This is a genomic window from Candidatus Allofournierella merdavium, from assembly GCF_944382735.1.
GTDB lineage: Bacteria > Bacillota > Clostridia > Oscillospirales > Ruminococcaceae > Allofournierella_A > Allofournierella_A merdavium.
In genome coordinates, this window is record NZ_CALWND010000004.1 from 195,559 (window position 1) to 214,490 (window position 18,932).

Annotated in this window: 15 protein-coding genes and 1 tRNA gene; 7 read left to right on the forward strand and 9 right to left on the reverse strand. The window is 65.0% G+C overall.

Going from position 1 to position 18,932, the window contains the following annotated elements; translation table 11 throughout:
• Positions 1-31 precede the first annotated feature (31 nt).
• From ACH2A7_RS04500 to ACH2A7_RS04510, 3 genes are all read right to left on the reverse strand, one after another.
• On the reverse strand, positions 32-2,296 hold the full coding sequence (locus ACH2A7_RS04500; RefSeq protein WP_394960477.1) for a DUF2142 domain-containing protein: 2,265 nt from the start codon (positions 2,294-2,296) through the stop codon (positions 32-34).
• A 144-nt stretch (positions 2,297-2,440) separates the two neighbouring features.
• Entirely contained in the window at positions 2,441-2,719 is a 279-nt protein-coding gene (locus ACH2A7_RS04505; RefSeq protein WP_330056356.1) for a zinc-ribbon domain containing protein, read from the reverse strand.
• 116 nt (positions 2,720-2,835) lie between these two features.
• Positions 2,836-3,384, reverse strand: coding sequence for a sigma-70 family RNA polymerase sigma factor (locus tag ACH2A7_RS04510; protein ID WP_394960478.1), 549 nt, complete (start codon positions 3,382-3,384; stop codon positions 2,836-2,838).
• Positions 3,385-3,617: 233 nt separating this feature from the next.
• On the opposite strand from ACH2A7_RS04510, the gene ACH2A7_RS04515 reads away from it, so the two are divergent.
• Together ACH2A7_RS04515 and ACH2A7_RS04520 are read left to right on the forward strand one after the other, a co-directional pair.
• A tRNA-Leu gene (locus ACH2A7_RS04515) sits at positions 3,618-3,703 on the forward strand.
• Between the two features lie 689 nt (positions 3,704-4,392).
• Entirely contained in the window at positions 4,393-4,875 is a 483-nt protein-coding gene (locus tag ACH2A7_RS04520) for a DUF2798 domain-containing protein (RefSeq protein ID WP_394960479.1), read from the forward strand.
• Positions 4,876-4,951: 76 nt separating this feature from the next.
• Here ACH2A7_RS04520 and ACH2A7_RS04525 read toward each other — a convergent pair whose 3' ends face one another.
• Positions 4,952-5,710, reverse strand: a complete 759-nt coding sequence (locus ACH2A7_RS04525; protein WP_394960480.1) for a DeoR/GlpR family DNA-binding transcription regulator — start codon at positions 5,708-5,710, stop codon at positions 4,952-4,954.
• Positions 5,711-5,909: 199 nt separating this feature from the next.
• On the opposite strand from ACH2A7_RS04525, the gene ACH2A7_RS04530 reads away from it, so the two are divergent.
• The gene (locus ACH2A7_RS04530) at positions 5,910-7,067 is read left to right on the forward strand and encodes an iron-containing alcohol dehydrogenase (RefSeq protein ID WP_394960481.1); all 1,158 of its coding nucleotides are present in this window, start codon (positions 5,910-5,912) and stop codon (positions 7,065-7,067) included.
• Positions 7,068-7,137: 70 nt separating this feature from the next.
• Here the strand turns inward: ACH2A7_RS04530 and ACH2A7_RS04535 are convergent, their stop codons facing one another.
• On the reverse strand, positions 7,138-8,028 hold the full coding sequence (locus ACH2A7_RS04535; RefSeq protein WP_394960482.1) for a LysR substrate-binding domain-containing protein: 891 nt from the start codon (positions 8,026-8,028) through the stop codon (positions 7,138-7,140).
• 139 nt (positions 8,029-8,167) lie between these two features.
• Here ACH2A7_RS04535 and ACH2A7_RS04540 point away from each other — a divergent pair, with 139 nt between their 5' ends.
• A complete protein-coding gene (locus tag ACH2A7_RS04540; RefSeq protein ID WP_394960483.1) occupies positions 8,168-8,866 on the forward strand; it encodes a DUF6198 family protein in 699 nt (232 codons plus the stop codon).
• Between the two features lie 61 nt (positions 8,867-8,927).
• On the forward strand, positions 8,928-9,671 hold the full coding sequence (locus ACH2A7_RS04545; RefSeq protein ID WP_394960484.1) for an SDR family NAD(P)-dependent oxidoreductase: 744 nt from the start codon (positions 8,928-8,930) through the stop codon (positions 9,669-9,671).
• A gap of 82 nt (positions 9,672-9,753) precedes the next feature.
• On the opposite strand, the gene ACH2A7_RS04550 is transcribed toward ACH2A7_RS04545, so the two are convergent.
• On the reverse strand, positions 9,754-11,082 hold the full coding sequence (locus ACH2A7_RS04550; RefSeq protein ID WP_394960485.1) for a cytochrome c biogenesis protein CcdA: 1,329 nt from the start codon (positions 11,080-11,082) through the stop codon (positions 9,754-9,756).
• A gap of 333 nt (positions 11,083-11,415) precedes the next feature.
• Positions 11,416-12,270, reverse strand: a complete 855-nt coding sequence (locus ACH2A7_RS04555) for an RICIN domain-containing protein (protein ID WP_394960486.1) — start codon at positions 12,268-12,270, stop codon at positions 11,416-11,418.
• 140 nt (positions 12,271-12,410) lie between these two features.
• On the opposite strand from ACH2A7_RS04555, the gene sfsA reads away from it, so the two are divergent.
• Complete coding sequence (gene sfsA / locus ACH2A7_RS04560; RefSeq protein ID WP_394960487.1) at positions 12,411-13,106, forward strand: DNA/RNA nuclease SfsA; 696 nt, start codon at positions 12,411-12,413, stop codon at positions 13,104-13,106.
• Positions 13,107-13,109: 3 nt separating this feature from the next.
• Entirely contained in the window at positions 13,110-13,859 is a 750-nt protein-coding gene (locus ACH2A7_RS04565) for a heparan-alpha-glucosaminide N-acetyltransferase domain-containing protein (protein WP_394960488.1), read from the forward strand.
• A gap of 43 nt (positions 13,860-13,902) precedes the next feature.
• On the opposite strand, the gene ACH2A7_RS04570 is transcribed toward ACH2A7_RS04565, so the two are convergent.
• Together ACH2A7_RS04570 and ACH2A7_RS04575 are read right to left on the reverse strand one after the other, a co-directional pair.
• Positions 13,903-14,835: a calcium/sodium antiporter gene (locus ACH2A7_RS04570; protein WP_394960489.1), complete on the reverse strand. Its 933-nt coding sequence runs from the start codon at positions 14,833-14,835 to the stop codon at positions 13,903-13,905.
• 35 nt (positions 14,836-14,870) lie between these two features.
• On the reverse strand, positions 14,871-18,800 hold the full coding sequence (locus ACH2A7_RS04575; protein WP_394960490.1) for an efflux RND transporter permease subunit: 3,930 nt from the start codon (positions 18,798-18,800) through the stop codon (positions 14,871-14,873).
• Positions 18,801-18,932 lie beyond the last annotated feature (132 nt).

Here is an 18,932-nt window from a genome sequence, read left to right on the forward strand (position 1 = left end):
TAGCGGATTTTTCCGCGGTTTGCAACGCCCCTCAGGGCTTGTAGGCAGCCGAGGCGAAGAGCACCAGGCTCTGCAGCGCCACCGCCGCCGCCAGCGCCCCCGCGCCGAAGCGCAGCGCGCCGTCGGTCTCCCGGCGCAGGCAGAGGACGCGGTTCTCCCCCAAAAGCAGCAGCGCGGCGGGCAGCACCGGCAGCAGGTAGCGGCCCTGCATGCCAAAGATGGTGGTGAGATTGATGGGCGTCCAGCACAAAGCGGCCAGCATGCTCAGCCCCGCCACGCCCAGCACCGCGAGGCCCATGCTCCACCGGGCGCCCCGACCCAGCAGGGGCCCTTCCTCCACCGGCCGCAGGCAGGCCCACACCAGCAGTGCCAGCAGGGCGATGGTGAGCAGCCAGCTGATCTCCAGCCCGTAGACGATGGGCTCGCCGGGCAGCGCACCCACCAGCCCCTGCAGGTAACGGGGCAGCTGGCTGCCCAGGGTATTCACCAGCAGCTTCACCGTCTGGGGGATGTGGCTGAGGATGTAGCCGAAGCTGTACACATAGGTGGATTCACCGTTGGGCTGGATGGACGCGGCGTACTCCTCCGGGGTGAGGGTCTCGCCGCTGTTCGCCAGCACCCAGGCGCCGCCCGCTGCCAGCGCCACCACCGCCAGCGCGCCCACGGCCAGCGCCGCCTTTTTGAACCAGGCCCGCTTGCCCCAGCGGAGCCAGGCGGCAATGGCCAGCGCGGCCCCCGGCGCCAGGCGCAGCAGCACGAGCTGGATGCGCTCCACATCCACGCTGCGGAGCATATAGCTCACGGTGGAGCCGTTGAACCACAGCCAGCTGGCCGCGGCCACCACCCACACCAGCGCTTTGAACAGCCGGCTGCGGGTGCTGCCGCCCAGAGCGGCGGCGGGGATGGGCACGCAGAGGAGCACCAGCACCAGATACACCGCTTTCATGGGGCCCAGCAGCGCGCCCAGCACCAGCAGCCCCGCCTGCTCGGCGCGGCTCAGCATACCCGGGCGCACAAGCCCCCGCAGGCACAGGGCGGTAAACACCAGCGCCAGACCGTTCACCAGCGTGTCGGCGGAAAAGCTGCCCGCCAGGCTCAGGGCCATGGGCACCAGCCCCGCCGCGAAGAAGATGTTTTTGGCCGCCGGGGCCAGGCGCACCGCCAGCGCCCCCAGTGCCGCGTACACCGCCACGCTGGCCAGCCGCCCCAGCAGCAGCATGGCATGGAACCCGAGGCCCAGCGCCCGGGCCAGCAGGATGCCCAGTGTTTGAGGCAGGTATTGCAGCACCAGCACGTTGTAGGGCGGGCTCACCCGGGCGGTGGCGGTGAGGGCGCCGCTGTTGCCGGCGGAGAACAGCTCGTCGGTCATGGTCTTGTAGGCCAGGATGCCGATGGGGCCGGAGGAATCCCGCATATATTCCGCGTCGCAGGCGCGCATGGCCAGCAGGGTCTCCCCCTGCTCCCCCGCGACGATGCCCGGCTGGCCGGTGATGCGGTTGGCCAGGGCGTAGGCGCTGGCCAGATGGCCGTATTCATCCGGCCCGGCCATGGGCGGCGTGACCAGGGCGAACACCAGCCCCAGCGCCGCGGCAAAAAAGGCGAAGGCGACGTGGGGTTTTGCCCGCCGCACAAAGATGAGCCACCAGCCGCCCATCACGGCGGCGAACACCAGCGCCGCCAGCGGCGCGAAGGCCTTGAGGGCGTAGCCCGTGCCGGTGTAGTTGGTGATGTATTGCAGCGCCGCGGTGCGCGGCTGCGCGGGGCTCTCCAGCGGATCGGTGAGGGGCAGGGCCGGGTCGGCCTGCTCGCCGCCGCCGTAGACCAGGCCCGCCCTGTACTCCGGCGCGGCGGGGGCGAAGGTGATCCGCAGCTGATAGCTGCCCCCCTCTTCCAGCGTGACGGGCGAAGCAAAAATGACATCCACAAAGGCGCCGTCCAGCAGCGTGGTCATGTCGCCGTCACAGGCGGTGAGGGTCTGGCCGTCGACGATTTCCAGCGCCACCCGGAAGGCCCCCTGGGCCACCATCCCGTCGGTGACGAACATCAGCCGCACACCGTAGAGGGTTTCCCCCGTGCCGGCGGGCAGCTGCTGCACCAGCCCCGCGGCGGGGTCGGTGGGATACAGGCCCTGTTTTTCCACATACCCGTCGTGGACGATCTGGTATTCACACTGGTCCATGCCCGCATAGTGGAGGGTGTATCCCGCCCAGGCAAGGGCGAACAGCGTGACCAGCGCGACGCACAGCCCGCCCAGCCACAGCCGGTGTTGTTTTACAAAAGCGCCCAGTCGTTCCATGACGGCTCCGGCCCCTTTCCATCGCCGCGGCGCGGCGGAATTCTGACAGATTTTATTGTACCGCAAAGCGGACGGAAAAACAACACGCGCCGCCACGGCACAAAAAAAGGGCGCGGCCCGGCGGCCGCGCCCTTTTTTGTGCAATTACTGCTGCTCTTTCATCTTGGCGAAGCACTCGCTGCAATACACAGGGCGATCTTCGCGGGGCTGGAAGGGCACGCGGGCAACCTTGCCGCAGGCGGCGCAGGTGGCCTCGAACATCTCGCGGGTACCGCGGGTGGCGTTCTTGCGGGCGTCACGGCAGGCCTTGCAGCGCTGAGGCTCGTTCTCAAAGCCGCGGCTGGCATAGAACTCCTGCTCGCCGGCAGAGAAAACAAACTCCTTACCGCAGTCTTTGCATACCAGGGTCTTGTCTTCGTACATGGTGAATTTCTCCTCTGATTTGATTTTTGCCCGCGGAAGGATTTTAACCGTCACCTTTGGTTGGACCAATGCTCTAAGTGTTAAGCTACAGGGGCATATATGCTAAGCCCGAAGGCTCAGTACAGGGAATGGCCGCGCAGTTTGCGGCGCAGGCGGACGAGGGCGTTCTCCACCGCCTTGGGTGTGCAGCCCAACTGCCGGGCGATCTGGCGATAGCTGCCGCCGCCCAGATACGCCGCCAGCACCGCCCGCTCGAAGGGCGAAAGCCGGGCGCGGATGTCCGCCACGGTGGTCTGCAGCTGCTCGCGGCGGATGGCCAGTTCTTCCGGCCCCGGCGCGGGGACCGCATCCTCCAGCGGCAGGCTCTGGTTGAGGGGCGCGTTTTTTTTGCGTCCCGCCGCCCGCCGGGCCGCCGTCACCGCATTGCGGATGCACACGGCGGCGTAGGTCTCAAAAGAGGCGCCGCCGGCCGAATGATAGGTTTTGATGGCGCCGAACAGGCCGATGATCCCCTCCTGCAGCGCATCCTCAAATTCCAGCCCCGGGCAGACCGCCCGGGCGGCGAGGCGCCGCAGCAGCGGCATCATGTGGGTGAGCACCGCGGCCACCGCGGCCTCCTGCCCCGCACGGGCCCTGGCTAAGGTTTGTGGCGTGAGAGAGACCATAGACAAAACCTCCGCGAAAGGCGACTTTCGCAGAGGCCAGTCGGGGTTATTTTTTATTTCCTTTAGTTTATCCCATGGCACACGGTTTGTCAATAGCGTTTTGCCCAGTATCTCGCAAAAAAGTGCGATTTTCTTTGTGTGATTCCCACACATTGCGTCTTGCCCGCGAACATGCCCCCATGCTCTTGATTTTTCCTCCGCGCCATAGTATAATACTTCCGTTGTCCGTATGTGCCGGCGTGTCGGAATGGCAGACGATGCGGACTCAAAATCCGTTGGTGGCAACACCGTGTGGGTTCAAGTCCCACCGCCGGCACCACGTCGGAATGGACTGTGCTCCATTCAAAAAGCCCAGCCGTTTGGCTGGGCTTTTCTCATACCGCTCCGTCATTCCTCCTTCTCCCCACAAAACTTTGCTGCGCAAATTTTTGCGGGGACCCCGCCGCCCTGCCGGGTGGCAAACGCAAGCTGTGTATCGCTTGCGGCGGCTTTTTTTTGCAAAATCGTCGCGCGCTCATTCTGCTGCTCCATCTCGGCCCAAGAGCCGCCGCATATGCGGCGGTTGGCCTCGAAACGCGCCCGCGGGCGCAGTCGCTTCGCCAGAAAATCCCGCTGCGCGGGTTTTCCCGGGGACCCCGCCGCCCTGCCGGGCGGCAACGCACTGCGCTCCATTCAAAAAGCCCAGCCGTTTGACTGGGCTTTTCTCATACCGCTCCGTCATTCCTCCTTCTCCCCACAAAACTTTGCTGCACAAACTTTCGCGGGGCCCCGCCGCCCTGTGCTCCATTCAAAGCGCCCGTCCCTTCGGCCGGGCGTTTCTTGTGCCGCCGGCGCAAAATCATCAAATCCAGAAACCCTTGCCCCTTTGTCTGAGCACTTTCCTGCGCCAAGCCCCTATTTTTGCCCGGCGTGCCGGCGAAAACTTTGGCATTATTCACAATTACGAACCCATGTTTTTGTATGGTATGATGATCCCCGTAACATCAAACAGGAAAGGAATTTAAAAATATGCCTCAGAACAAACGGGAAAGCCTGATTTTTACCATCATGATGTGCTTTGTGATGGTACTGTGGATGAGTTTTTACAATGTGGCGCTGCAGCAGGGCCGCTTTGGCCCCGAGACCCTGGCCGCCGGCTGGCTGGGGTTTCCCATCGCCTATCTCTTCGGCATGTGCTGCGATTGGTTCGTGGCCTCCAAAATTTCCAAGGGCGTGGCCTTCCGCTTTCTGGTCAAGCCCCAGGACCGCCCCCTGAAAAAGATCCTGTGCATCTCCGGCGGCATGGTGGTGGTGATGGTGGTGCTCATGTCCTTTTACGGCGCCTGCGAAGGCGCATTCCACACCGGGAACTGGGCCGGGGTGCCCGCCGCCTGGCTGGTGAACATCCCCCGCAACTTCATCATGGCCCTGCCCTTCCAGTTCCTGATCGCCGGGCCGCTGGTGCGCCGGGTGTTCCGCGCCGCCTTCCCCGAGGGAAAGGTGCTGGCCTGAACCCTTTGCCGCTTTTGCAAGAACAACGCCCCGCCCCGTGTTTCGGGGGCGGGGCGTTGTTTTGTGTCGCCGGCGGTCAGCGGGCGATCTTTATCTGTGTGTGCTCACGATAGGCCCGCAGCAGTTCCGGGTCCAGGCCGGCGTCGGTGATCACACAGTGGATATTTTCCAGCGGGCAGAGTTTGTAAAGCGCCGTCTTTTCAAATTTGGTATGCTCACAAAGGCAATAACTCTGCCGCGCCTGCGCCAGGGCGGCGATCTTGGTGGTCGCCTCCAGCTCGCTGGCCGTGCTCAGGCCAAACTGCCGGTCGATGCCGTTCACCCCGATGAACGCCTTGTCGTATTTCATGCCGGTGATCTGGCCCACGGTGGTGGGGCCCTCGATGGTGCCCGCTTTTTTCAGATACACGCCACCCAGCAGGATCAGCACGCAGGCCTCCCGCTCGCTCAACTCCCGGGCGATGTAGAGGGAGTTGGTGATCACCGTGATATTTTTGGCGGTGAGGAACGCGGGCATCCGCTCGGTGATGGAACTGGAATTCAGCAGGATGGTCTCCCCGTCGGCCACCAGCTCCGCCGCGCAGCGGGCAATGCGGCCCTTGATCTCACCGTCCTTCGCGCGGCGGGCGTTGCGGCTCAGGCTGTTGGCCACCTCCTCCACCACCATGGCGCCCCCGTGGGTGCGCCGGATCAGCCCCTTGCCCTCCATCCGGGTCAGGTCACGGCGGACGGTGGAACCGGACACCCGCAGGATCGCCGCCAGCTCCCCTACCGTCATGGAGCGATGCTCGCTCATCTCGTTCATGATCCGGATCTGCCGTTCTTCCTCGAACATTTGCCTTCTCTCCCCCGCCCGATGATGATTCTCATTGTAGCACAGGCGGGCGTAAAATTCCAGCTTCCGCCGCAAATGAGCACAAATGATCAACAAATTCTTGACAATCCCCAGAAACGCCGGTAAAACAAGGGTGTGAGGATGCTCATTTTTGAGCATTTTGATCGATTGTATTGTTGCAATGATGGAGGTAGCAAGTATGCGGTACTATGATTTTCTGAATCCGTCCGTCAACTTCATGGGCCCCGGCTGTGTAAAGGAGCTGGGCCATCGCTGTGAGCTTCTGAACATGAAGAAGCCGCTGATCGTAACCGATGATTTCCTGGCCGGGGTGGAGAACGGCCCCGTGGCCCAGACCCTGGCCGCCCTGCAGGAAGCGGGCATCGAGAGCGTGATGTTCACCGGCGTGGAGCCCAACCCGAAGATCGAAAACTGCTACGACGGCCTGAAAGTGTACAAAGACAACGGCTGTGACTCCATCATCACGGTGGGCTGCGGTTCCTCTCACGACTGCGGCAAAGGCATCGGCATCGCCGCCACCCACGAGAAGAACCTGCGGGAGTACGCCGGCATCGAGACGCTGGAGCATCCCCTGCCCCCCATCATCGCGGTGAACACCACCGCCGGCACCGCCAGCGAGGTGACCCGTCACTGCGTGCTCACCGACCGGGCCACCAAGCTGAAATTCGTCATCGTGAGCTGGCGCAATGTGCCCATGGTGTCCTTCAACGACCCCATGATGATGCTCACCGTGCCCCGCGGCCTGACCGCCGCCACCGGCATGGACGCCCTGACCCACGCCATCGAGGCCTATGTGTCGGTGGACGCCAACCCCGTCACCGACGCCTGCGCCATCCAGTCCATCAAGCTGATCGCCAACAACCTGCGGCAGGCGGTGGCCAACGGCGCCAACGTGGAGGCCCGGGAGAACATGGCCTACGCCTCCTACCTGGCGGGCCTGGCCTTCAACAACGGCAATCTGGGCTATGTGCACGCCATGGCCCACCAGCTGGGCGGCCAGTACGACATGGCGCACGGCGTGGCCAACGCCATGCTGCTGCCCACGGTGGAGGAGTATAACCTGATCTCCAACCCCGAGAAGTTCCGCGACATCGCCATCTTCATGGGCAAGAACGTGGACGGCCTGTCGGTGACCGAGGCCGCGCACCTGGCGGTGGACGCCATGCGCGAACTGGCCAAGGATGTGGGCATCCCCAGCGGCCTGGCCCAGATGGGCGTGAAGGAGGAGGACTTCGACCTGATGGCCACCAACGCCCTGAAGGACGGCAACGCCTTCTCCAACCCCCGCAAGGGCACCAAACAGGACATCATCGAACTGTTCCGCAAAGCGATGTGATCTCACCATTTCAAAAACAAACGGGCAGGCGCCCTGTTCCCGGCGGGAGCAGGGCGCCTGCCCTTGTTTTTCAGTTGCTTTTTTGCCGGGCCTTTTCCAGCGCGAAATCCCGAAAGGCGGCGGCCGCCGGCGAGATGGCCGCGTCGCTGGGGGTCACGAGGAAGAACTCCCGCTTGTAGGGCGGGGCGCTGATGGGCAGCACCGCCACCTCCAGCTTTTGCAAAAGTTCCATCCTCGGCACCACGGCAATGCCGAATCCCTGGGCCACCAGCCCGGCGATCACCTGATCCTCCTCGTTCTCACAGGCCACCACCGGCCTGCCGCCGACAGCTTCGAACAGCCCGTCCACCACCCTGCGCATGGCGGATCCGGAGGAAAAGCAGACCTGGGGCCAGGGCAGCGTCCAGGCCAGGTCCACGCTGGTTTGCGCCGCCAGCGGATGCCCCTTGGGCACGATGACCACCAACTCCTGCCGGGTCACCGGCACCGCCGTGAGTGGCTGGCCCGCCGCGGGGGCCGAGCAGAAGGCCATGTCGTACCGGCGGGCCAGCAGCCCTTCCAGCAGCGCGCCGGTGCGGTCGGTGTGAAATTCAAAGCGGATGTTCTTCCCCTCGTTTGCCCGCAGGAACTTTGCCGCCAGCGCGGGGATGTAACCGGTGCCCAGCGCGCGCAGAAATCCCAGCCGGATGAGCCCCTCGCCCCGGGCGCTGCGCCGCAGCGATTCCACCCCCTCGTTCAGTGTGGCGAGGGTGCGGCGGCTGCACTCCAGAAACTCTTCCCCAAAGCGGGTGAGGGTGGTGTTGCGGCCGGTCTTTTCAAACAGCGGCACCCCCAGTTCCTCTTCCAGAAGGCGGATGGCATGGCTCAGGCTTGGCTGGGCGATGCAAAGCTGCTGTGCCGCCCGGGTATAGTGCTTCACCTCCGCCAGCTTGACGAAATAGCGCAAATATTCCAGATTCATTGCGCTCCCCTCCTCGTCTCTTTCAGCATAGCATATTTGATAGATAATTTCTATTATTTTATCAAAACTATACATTTTACAACAGGTTTTTCCAAGCCTACAATAAAGACAGTGTTTGATGCCAAAGGAGATTTTTGTTGTGGAAGAAAAACCTTCTGCCCGCCGGCTGCGGCCTTTCCGGGGCGAGCTGGCACTGGCCATCACGGTGGTCATCGATTCCTTCAGCGTGGTGCTGATGCTCTATTCCGGCAGCGGCATCTCCGGCATCTCCGCCATCTCCAGCGTTCCCTACGCCTTTTCGGTGTCGCTGCCCTTTTTCACCCTGGGCACCTGGACCTATCTGTTCCAGGCGGCGCTGGTCATCACCCTGATGGTGCTGCGCCGGCGGTTCGTGCCCGCCTACCTGTTCAGCTTTGTGGTGGGTTTTGTCTTCGGTGAACTGCTGGATGTGTTCGAGTTGTTCATCGGCCTGCTGCCCACGGCGCTGGCGCTGCGGGTGGTGTACTTTGTGGTGAGTTATCTTTTGATCTGCGTGGGCATCGCCCTGTCCAACCGGTGCGGGCTGCCCATCATCCCCACCGACCTGTTCCCCCGGGACCTGGCGGCCATCACCGGCTGGCCCTATCCCCGGGTGAAGATCGGTTTTGACGCGGGCTGCCTGGTGGTGACGGTGGGCATGACCCTGTTCTTTATGGGGCGGGTGATGGGCATCGGCATGGGCACGGTGCTGGCGGCGCTGACCATGGGCAAGGTGATCGGCCTGGTGGGGCAGTGGCTGGACCGGCACTTCACCTTCACGACGCCGCGCCTGTTCCGGCGCCGCACCCGGGCAAGTTGAACTTGCCGGAGGGGCGACGCGCCCGTCCGGCGAACAGATAAACGACAGGGAGGCATATGCGATGGAAAAGGAATTTGAAGGCAAGTACGCCCTGGTCACCGGCGGGGCGGGCGGCATCGGTTTTGCCGCTGCCCGGGAACTGGCCCGGCGGGGCCTGTCCGGTGTGATTCTGGCGGACATGAACGCCGAGGCCGCGGAGAAGAGCGCGGCGGAACTGGAGGCGGCCACCGGCTGCAAGTGCTGGGGCAGGTATGTGGATGTCTCTTCCCCCGAGAGCATCGAGGAGTTGTTCGCCTTTGCCGCCGCCACCATGCCCGGGCTGCACATCCTGGTGAACTGCGCCGGCGTCTGCCCGGTGACCCCGGTGGAGGAACTGGACGCCGCCAAGTGGGACTGGTGCATGAACATCAACCTGCGGGGGGCGCACCTGTGCGTGCGGGAGGCCATCAAGCCCATGAAGGCCCAGCATTGGGGCCGCATCATCAACATCGCCTCGTTGGCGGCCCGCATCGGCGGCATCGCGTCGTCGGTGAGTTACGCGGCCTCCAAGGGCGGGCTGCTGGCGGCCACCAAGAGTTACGCCAAGGTGCTGGCGAAGGACGGCATCAACGTGAACGCCGTCTGCCCCGGCGTGGTGCGCACCGCCATGACCGCCAACACCGCCTACACCTGCGACGGCATCCCCATGGGCCGGCTGGGCGAGACGGACGACATTGCCGGCGTCATCGCGTTTCTGGCCAGCGAGGACTCCCGCTACATCACCGGCTGCGGCATCGATGTGAACGGCGGCCAATACATGAGCTGATCTTCTAAACTATATACATCCTTTTTCTTCCTTGCAGCGCAAAGGCCCCGGCGACCATCGGTCGCCGGGGCCTTTGCCTTTTTTAACCGGTGCGCACACCGGTGCGGGTCTGCTCCACGATGCTGTCCATGATCTCCCGGGTGAGGCTGCCGGTGACATAGCCGAAGACGTTGCCCTCGGTGTCGATCATGAAGGTGGTGGGGAAGGCGCTGATGCCGTACTGGGAGAAGATCTCCCCCGTCTCGTCCATCACGGTGGGGTAGGTGTAGCCCTTTTCCGCCAGCCAGTCGCCGATCTCGGCGGCGCTCATGCTGTCGGCGTTGCCGGGCCGCTCGGGGTTGGAGGGGTTGGCCACCCCCAGCACCACCACCTCGCCGGTGTTCTCGCCCCAGTCCTCATAGAGCTGCTGGATCTCCGGCATCTCCCGCTGGCAGGGGCCGCACCAGGTGGCCCAGAAATTCAGGAACACCACCTGGCCCTTGTAGTCCGACAGGGTGTGTTCCTCGCCGTTCTGATCCACGAGGGTGAAGTCCGGCGCGGGGGGCAGTTCGTCGGCGGAGGAGCTGCTCTCCCCCTCGCTTGCGGGCGCGGAGGCGGACCCGCCCGCGCCGCCCGAAGCGGCCGTGGAGGAGGAGCCGTCCTCCTGCGCCGGGGCGCTCTGGCTGGCGGTGGTCTGGTTGCCGCCGCTGCCCAGACCGCTGAGGTAGGCGGTGAAGCCGTTCATCCAGCCGGTGAACATCATCACGCCCATCAGAATGAGCAGCACGCCGCCCGCCCGGGCGGTCCACCTGAGCCAGCCGGTGTGGCGCTTGAAGAAGGCCAGCACCTGACTGGTAAACAGGCCCACCGCCAAAAAGGGCAGCACAAAGCCCAGGGTGTAGACCCCGATGAGCAAAAAGCCCATTCCCCGGGTGGCCGCGCTGGCGGCCATCAGCAGCACACTGGTGAGGGCGGGGCCGACGCAGGGCGTCCAGGCAAAGCTGAAGGTAAAGCCCAGCACCAGGGCGGTGAGGGGGCTGGTGCCCCATTTTTTCGGGTCAAAGGGCAGCCGCCACTCCCGCTGCATGAAGCGGCTCTCCAGAAAGCCCAGCTGCGCCAGGCCCAGCAGCACGATCAGGATGCCGCCGATCCGGGCGGCCAGCGCCCGGTTGCCGGTGAAAAAGCGGCCCAGCTGGGTGAAGCCCAGCCCCAGCACAAAGAAAGCGAAGCTGATGCCCAGAATGAAGAACAGGGTGTTGCGCAGCGTCAAGAGGCGGCGCTGGCGGTCGTTGAGTTCTTCCGCGGAGGCGCCCCCCGCAAGATAGCCCAGATACAGCGGGATAAGCGGCAGCACGCAGGGCGAAAAAAAGCTCAGCAGGCCCTGGGCGAATACCGCCAGCGCCGAAACGCCGGTCTCCACGGTGAATCCCATAAAAGCACTCCTTCCTCTGCTCTGCCCGGCCGGGCAGTATAGTATTGAACAGATGATACCACAACCGGGGCCCGGCTACCGTAGCAAAGTCACACAAGGGGCGGACGGCGGAGCGAAGAAGGCCGCCCGTCGGAAGCGGGGCCCCCGGGCGGTGACGGCCGGCCCGCGGCGGTCGCAAACGGCGGGAGAGCCCCCACCGGCCGAAAGCCGGCCCGGCTGCCCGCGGCACAGGAGATCCGCCCGCCGTACCTTTTGCGCGGGCAAAGACAGGGCTGTGCAGGCAAAAGCGCCCCCGGCAGGCAAGCTGCCGGGGGCGCCGGGGAATGTGCTTGTTTACTTGTCGGCTTTTTTAGCGGCGGGTTTCGCAGTCTCGGCCTTCTTGGCGGGCTCAGCCTTGGCGGCGGGCTTCGCGGCCTCGGCCTTCTTGGCGGGCTCGGCCTTGGCCTTCTTGGCGGGCTCGGCCTTGGCGGCGGGCTTCGCGGTCTCCGCCTTCTTGGCGGGCTCAGCCTTGGCGGCGGGCTTCGCAGCCTCCGCCTTCTTGGCGGGCTCAGTCTTGACGGCGGGCTTCGCGGCCTCCGCCTTCTTGGCGGGCTCGGCCTTGGCAGCGGCTTTCTTGGCGGTGGCGGCTTTCTTCACCGCCGTTTTTTTGGCGGCCGGCTTTTTGGCGGCGGGTTTCTTCTCCGCCTTGGGGGCCTCCTCCTTCACCGCCGCGGTCTTGGCAGCCTTCCTGACGGGCTTTGCCTCGGCCACAGTCCAAGTCTGGTTTTCGCCGCCCACGTCCTGCCAGATCTGCAGGCGGGCGCCGTTCTCCTGGTTCATGCCCACCACGTCCAGGCACTTGCCGGACAGGTTGGACTTAATCTTCACCCGGCCGTCGCCGGTGGACTCCAGCACCCACAGCTGGGTGGAGCCGCTGGCGCCCTCCCACTGGTGCACCCAGGTGCCGTCCACCACGCCGCCGGCGATCAGGTCCAGCATCTTGCCGGTGAAGCGGTTGCAGATGCGGTAGACACCGTCGCCCGCGCGCACAAAACTCCACTGCTGCCACTCCTCGCCGGCATAGTCCCACAGCTGGATGGCGGCGCCGTTTTCGGTATTGAAGTCGGCGACCTCCACCACCTTGCCATTGGCGGCCGCGATGGTATAATATTTATCAGCACTGATCACGGTTTGAGCAGTCTTTTTCATAGCGAATGTCCTCCATTCTTTTCACACATTCCACCATTGGAAACCCTGGAATTTATTATAGCACCACCGCGAAATCCGTCAAGCAAATCGGCTCAAAATGCGGATTTGCGACGTAAATCGCACCATGAAAGGGTCTTTTTATGAGATACGATCGCATTCGAACGGCCGTTTTCCTCTCCCGGGAGAACCGCTTTTCCGCCACCGTCCTGCTGGATGGCGCGCCGGTGCGGGTGCATGTGAAGAACACCGGCCGCTGCGCCGAGTTGCTGGTGCAGGGCGCGACGGTGTATCTGGCGGCGGCGGAAAACCCCGCCCGCAAGACCGCCTGGGACCTGATAGCCGTGGTAAAGGGCGGGCTTCTCATCAACATGGATTCCGCCGCCCCCAACAAGGCCGCCGGCGAGTGGCTGGCCGCCGGGGGCCTGGGACAGCTGGAAGAACTGCGGGCGGAGTACACCCTGGGAGATTCCCGCTTTGATTTTTACGCCCGGCGCAGCGGCGCGCCGCTGCTGGTGGAGGTGAAGGGCTGCACCCTGGAGACCGATGGCATCGCCGCCTTCCCCGACGCGCCCACCCTGCGGGGCTTAAAGCATGTGCGGGAACTGGCCGCCCTTGCGGCAAAGGGCTGGCAGTGCTGTGTGCTGGTGGTCATCCAGATGAAGGGGGTGCGCCTGTTCCGTCCCAACTGGGCCACTCAGCCCGCCTTTGGCCACGCGCTGGCCGAGGCGCAGGCCGCCGGGGTGCGGCTGCTGGCCATGGACTGCCGGGTCACGCCCGACAGCATGGAACTGGACGCGCCGGTGCCCATCGACCTGACCCCGCCGGAAGGAGTGTGAACCATGGCCGTTGCCCAAAAGACCCGCTACCGCTGGCTGGACCTTCTGCGCGGCGCGGCGGTGGTGAACATGGTGGCCTTCCACTTTTGCTACGACTGGTTTGAGGTGTTCGCCCGGCTGCCGGGCTGGTATTTTCTCTGGCCCAGCCGGCTGTGGCAGCAGGCCATCTGCTGCACCTTCATCCTCGCCTCCGGCTTTTCCACCTGCCTTGGCCGGCGGGCGCTGCGCCACGGCCTCATTCTGAACCTGTGCGGCTTTGGAGTGAGCGCGGTCACCCTGCTGGCGCTGCCCGGCGAGGCGGTGCGCTTCGGCGTTTTGAACCTGCTGGGCTGCGGGGCGCTGCTGGTCTGGGCGCTGCGCCCGGCGCTGGAAAAGCTGCCCGCCGCGGCGGGCCTTGGGGGCACCCTTTTCCTCTTTGCCCTCACCCGCCACCTGCCCGAGGGGTATCTGGGCCTGTTCGGGCTGTGGCGGCAGCCGCTGCCCGCCGGGCTCTACCGGTGGAACGCCCTGGCCTTTCTGGGGCTGCCGGGCCCCACCTTTTCCAGCAGCGACTACTTCCCGCTGGCGCCCTGGTCCTTCCTCTTTCTGGCGGGGTGGTTTATCTGCAGGCTCGCCCGGCCGCGGCTGGAAGGGTTTCTCCCCCGCCTCGCCTTTCCGCCGCTGGAGTGGGCGGGGCGGCACAGCCTGGCAGTGTACCTCGTCCACCAGCCGGTGTGCATGGCGGTGTGCTGGCTGCTCGCCCTTGTGCTGTAAAAAATAAGCGCGGACACGCTTTGAACATGTCCGCGCTTATTTTTTACGCGTTAACGATGAGATAGGCGGTGTAGGCCAGGTAGGCCAGCAGCCCCGCCGCGCCCATGGCCTTGGTCATGCGGCCCTTGATGCGGCACCAGACGAAGAGCGCCGCGGTGAGCACCGTCATGATGATGCCGTCCACCAGCACGCCCCGGGCGCTCTCGATGGGGGACAGGGCGCTGGAGGCGCCCAGGATGAACAGGATGTTGAAGATGCAGGAGCCCACCGCGTTGCCCAAAGCGAGGCCGCTCTCCCCCTTGCGGGCGGCCACCACGCTGGTGGCCAGCTCCGGCAGGCTGGTGCCCACCGCCACGATGGTGAGGCCGATGAGGGTCTGGGAGAGGCCCAGGGCCGCGGCAATGGCGCTGGCGCTGTTCACCACCAGGTCGCCGCCCCAGATGATAGCCACCATGCCCAGCAGGATGAACAGGATGCATTTGGGCAGGCTGATCTTCTCATCCTCGTTTTCCGGCGTGCGGGCGGCCAGCGCCTGCACCACGGTGAGGGCGATGTAGGCGGCCATCAGGCCCAGCATCACAACGCCCTCCCAGCGCTGGAGCACATTGTCCCACATGAAGAACACCAGCAGGGCGCTGGCGCCGATGCAGACCGGGAAGTCCCGCACCATCAGCTCCTTGTCGGGCACGAAACTCATCATCAGGGCGCACAGGCAGGCCACCACCATCAGGTTGAAGATGTTGGAGCCGATCACGTTGCCCAGGCTCAGGCCGTTGTTGCCGGTGAGGCCGGCAGTGATGGACACCGACGCCTCGGGCAGGCTGGTGCCCATGGCCACCACCGTGAGGCCGATCACCACCCCGGGCACCCGCAGCAGCCGGGCCACGCCGGAGGAACCGTCCACAAAAAAGTCCGCGCCTTTTACCAGCAGCGCAAAGCCGATCACCAGCACAAGGCAGTTCATAAGCATCTGCATTCCTGTTCAGACATCCTTTCTTATGCGGGCGGCGGTCAGTCGTCGTCGCCCACGTCGATCTTTTTCAGGGGTTTGCGGAACATGAGGTCATAGAACACCGGCACGATGAAGAGGGTGAGCAGGGTGGCGTAGCCCAGGCCCCCCATGGTGACCAGCGCCATGGGGCGGGAGAGTTCCGCCCCCATGCCGGTGCTGAAGGCCATGGTGGTCATGGCCAGAATGGTGGTGAGGGCGGTCATCAGGATGGGGCGCATGCGGGTCTTGCCGGTCTCGATCAGCGCCGCCCGCTTCTCCATGCCCTCCAGCCGCAGCTGGTTTGCGTAGTCCACAAAGACGATGCCGTTGTTCACCACCACGCCCGCCAGGATCAAAAAGCCCAGCATGGAGATGACCGAGAGGGGCAGCCCCGCGATCCACAGCGCCCCCAGGCCCCCGGTGAAGGCCAGCGGCATGGTGAGCATCACGATGAAGGGCCCCAGCAGGCTTTGGAACTGGGCCACCATGATCATGTAGATGAACACCACCGCCAACAGGATCATCAGCACCAGGTCCTGCATGGCCTGGGCCACCGTCTGGGTCTCGCCGCCCACCTCCAGGGTGTAGCCGTCGGGCAGGGCGTAGCCGTCCAGCATGGGCTGGATGTCCCGGCTGATGAGGGTGGCGTTGTAGCCCTCCTGCACCGCCGCGGTCACCGTCATGTACCGCTGCTGGTTCTCCCGGTTCACCGCCGCCAGGCTCAGATCGTCCTTTAGGGTGGCGAACTCCGAGAGGGTGTGGGTCTCGGTCTCGGCGTCGGGGCCGGTGCCGGCCACCCCGAACTCGTAGTTCATCAGGGTGTCCCGGTCAAGGCGTCCCCGCTCATCCACCACTACCACCTCATAATCGTCCGCCCCCGCCGTGAGGGTGGTGGAGGTGGTCTCGGTGGTGAGGGCCGCGGCCAGTTCGCTGTAGATCTGGGCCACCGTCAGCCCGCAGCCCATGGCGGCGTCCTTGTCCACCACCAGCCGCAGCTGGGGGGTGCCCTCCTCCTGGCCGTTGGTGGGCTCCTCCAGCCCTTCCACTCCCCGGAGCATATCCATCAGGTCGTGGGTGATCCGGTTGAGCTCGTCCACATCCGGGCCGCGCACGATCAGTTCCACGCCGCTGCCCCCCAGCACCGAAAGGTCCATGCTGGAGGTGGTGACGTTCACCTCGCAGCCGGGCAGCTGCGCCGAGAGGGCGGTAAGCCGGTCGGAGACGGCCTTGCTGTCGGCGGTCTCGTCCAGCACCAGATAGAAACTCATGCTCTCCACCGTGTCGGAGGCCGTGCCGCCGCCAAAGCCCATCAGGCTCATGCCGGTGCCGCCGTCCATGGCGCCCACCGTTTCCACCCCGTCCACGCCCTGCATCAGGGCCATGGCCTCATCGGTGAGGGCGTAGGCGTCGGCGCGCTTGGTGTCCTCGGGCATCACCAGGGTGGCGCTGACCTGGTTGGCGCTCATGTTGGGGATGAACTCCATGCCCATCCGGGTGGTGTGCCAGACGCACAGCGCCAGCAGCGCCGTGGCCAGGGCCAGGGGCGCGATCTTCACCTGCAGGCAGAAGTCCAGCGCGCGGCCGTAGACCTCCAGCACCCGGTCGAACCAGGGATGGCGCTTTTCCTTGCTGGCTTTCAGCAGGGTGGCGCTGAGGGTGGGCACCAGGGTGAGGGCCACGATGAGGCTGGCCATCAGCGAATAGGCGATGGTGAGGCCCATGTCCTGAAAGAGCTGGCGGGTAAGGCCCTGGGTGAAGACGATGGGCAGGAACACGCAGACGGTGGTGAGGGTGGAGGCCGCGATGGCCCCGCTCACCTGCACCGCGCCCCGCACGGCGGCCCTGGCCGCGGGCATTCCCTGCCCCCGCAGGCGGTAGATGTTTTCCACCACCACGATGGAGTTGTCCACCAGCATGCCCACGCCCAAAGCAAGGCCCGAGAGGCTGATCATATTCAGCGTGACGCCGGTGAAGTACATCAGCACCACCGCGAACATCAGGCTGATGGGGATGCTGAAGGCCACCACGAGGGTGGGGCGCAGGTCTTTCAGGAAGAGCGCCAGCACCAGGATGGCCAGCACCGCGCCCCAGCCCAGATTGGAGAGCACCGAGTCCACCGTCATCTGGATGTAGACGCCCTGGTCCATCAGCGGGGTGACGCGCAGGCCGGGGTACTTGGCCTCCAGTTCTTCGATGGCCGCGTTCACCGTCTTGGACACCTCGCTGGTGGAGGCGGTGGAGGCCTTCTGGATGCTCACCGCCACCGCCGGGTTGCCGTTCATCCTGGCGTAACTCTCGCCGGAGTTGTCGATCACCGTAACGTCCGCCACGTCCGAGAGGCGCACATCGCCCACATCCCCCGCGTCCATGTGCAGCAGCAGGGCGTTCTCCACCTCCTCCACGCTGGAGAAGGCGTCGCCCACCTTGAGCAGGTACTGGTCGTCGCCCTGGTAGAGGTAGCCGGCGGGCATGGCGAAGTTCTGGGCCATCACCAGGCTGGAGACCATGTCCTTGGTGAGCAGCTTGCTCACATCCGCCTGCTCGATGGCGGCGGCGCGGGCGTCCTCAAACTGCTTCTGGGCGTCCTCCAGCTGGGCCTCGCCCTCCTCGAGGGCGCTCTCGGCGGCGGCCAGCTGGGCCGAGGCGCTGCCAAAACCCGCCGCGGCCAGGATCTTGCCCTGTTCCAGCTGCTTGTAGGCCTCCCGCGCCTTTTCCACCCCGGCGTTCGCCTGCTCGGCCATCACCTTGGCCGCCATGAGTTCGGTGCCGATGTCCGCCAGGGCGGCGTCCAGTTCGGCCACCCGGGCGGGGGCGTTCAGCGCGCTCAGGAACTGGGCGCGGGTCATGTTGGCAAAGCCCTCCGGCAGGGTGCCGGCGGGCAGACTGCCCGCCACGCCGCTCCACAGCACGGTCCACACCTCGTCGGAGATATAGGTCTCGATGAAGGTCGCGGGCTGGGCCAGGGCCGCCGCCCAATCCGCCTCGCTCACCTCCGCCGGACGCGTCACCAGTATCGTGCCGTCCGCGCCGGGGGTCACGGCGGCCGAGGCAAGGGCGCCCGCCATCATGTTCAGCTGGGGCTGCATGGCCGCCGCCTGCTCCATCCCCTTCTTTTCCGCCTCCAGCGCGGCCTTGCTGGCCTCCAGCGCGGTCTGCTGGCTGGCAAGGGCCTGCGCCTGGGCAATGGCGGAGTCCAGCTGGGCGCTGGCGTCGGCCAGTTCGGCGGCGGTGTCCTGCTGCTGGGTCTCCAGGGCGGCCTTGCCGCTCTCCAGTTCAGCGCGGCCGTCGGTCACCTTTTGCTGTGCCTCGTCCAGTTCCGCCTTGGCGTCGGCCAGTTCCTCGTCCACGCTGGCCAGCACCTTGGTGTTGATGGCCTCGATCTTATCCTCATTGAGGCGGATCTCCACGCTCTTTTCCACCAGGCCGGTGCCGCTGACGCTGGCCACCCCCGCCTGCCGTTCAAAGGCGGGGATGACGGTCTCGGAGGCAAAATCGGTGAGTTCATAGACGTCCATGCCCTCCATGTCCACCGCGGCGATCATCACCGGCAGCATATCCGGCGAGATCTGCAGCAGCATGGGGTTGCCGGCGGTATCGGGCAGGGCGCCGCGCACCTGATCCACCGCGGTGGACAGGTTGACCATGGCGCTGTCCATATTGGAGCCGTCGTCAAACTCCAGCACCACCGTGCTCACGTTCTCCGCGGAGGTACTGGTGACGCTGGTCACCCCGTTCACAGTGCCCAGACCCGCCTCCAGCGGGGCGGTGACCTGGCTCTCCACCTGTTCGGGGCTGGCGCCGGGCATGGTGGTCACCACCACCACATAGGGCAGTTCTATGGCGGGCAGCAGGTCGGTGACCATGTTCAGAAAGCTGATCACGCCCAGCACGATCACCATCACCACCGCCACCACCACGGTGTACGGCTTTTTGACGCAGTATTTTGACATAAGGCTCCCTCTTCCTTTTGTGGGGCGCGACCCGCGCCCCCGACACACAAATTACAGTATATCCCCTTTGTCCGCAAAAGGCAATCGCCCGCGGGCAAAGTTTGCCGCCGGTTGACGAACGTGGTATGATGA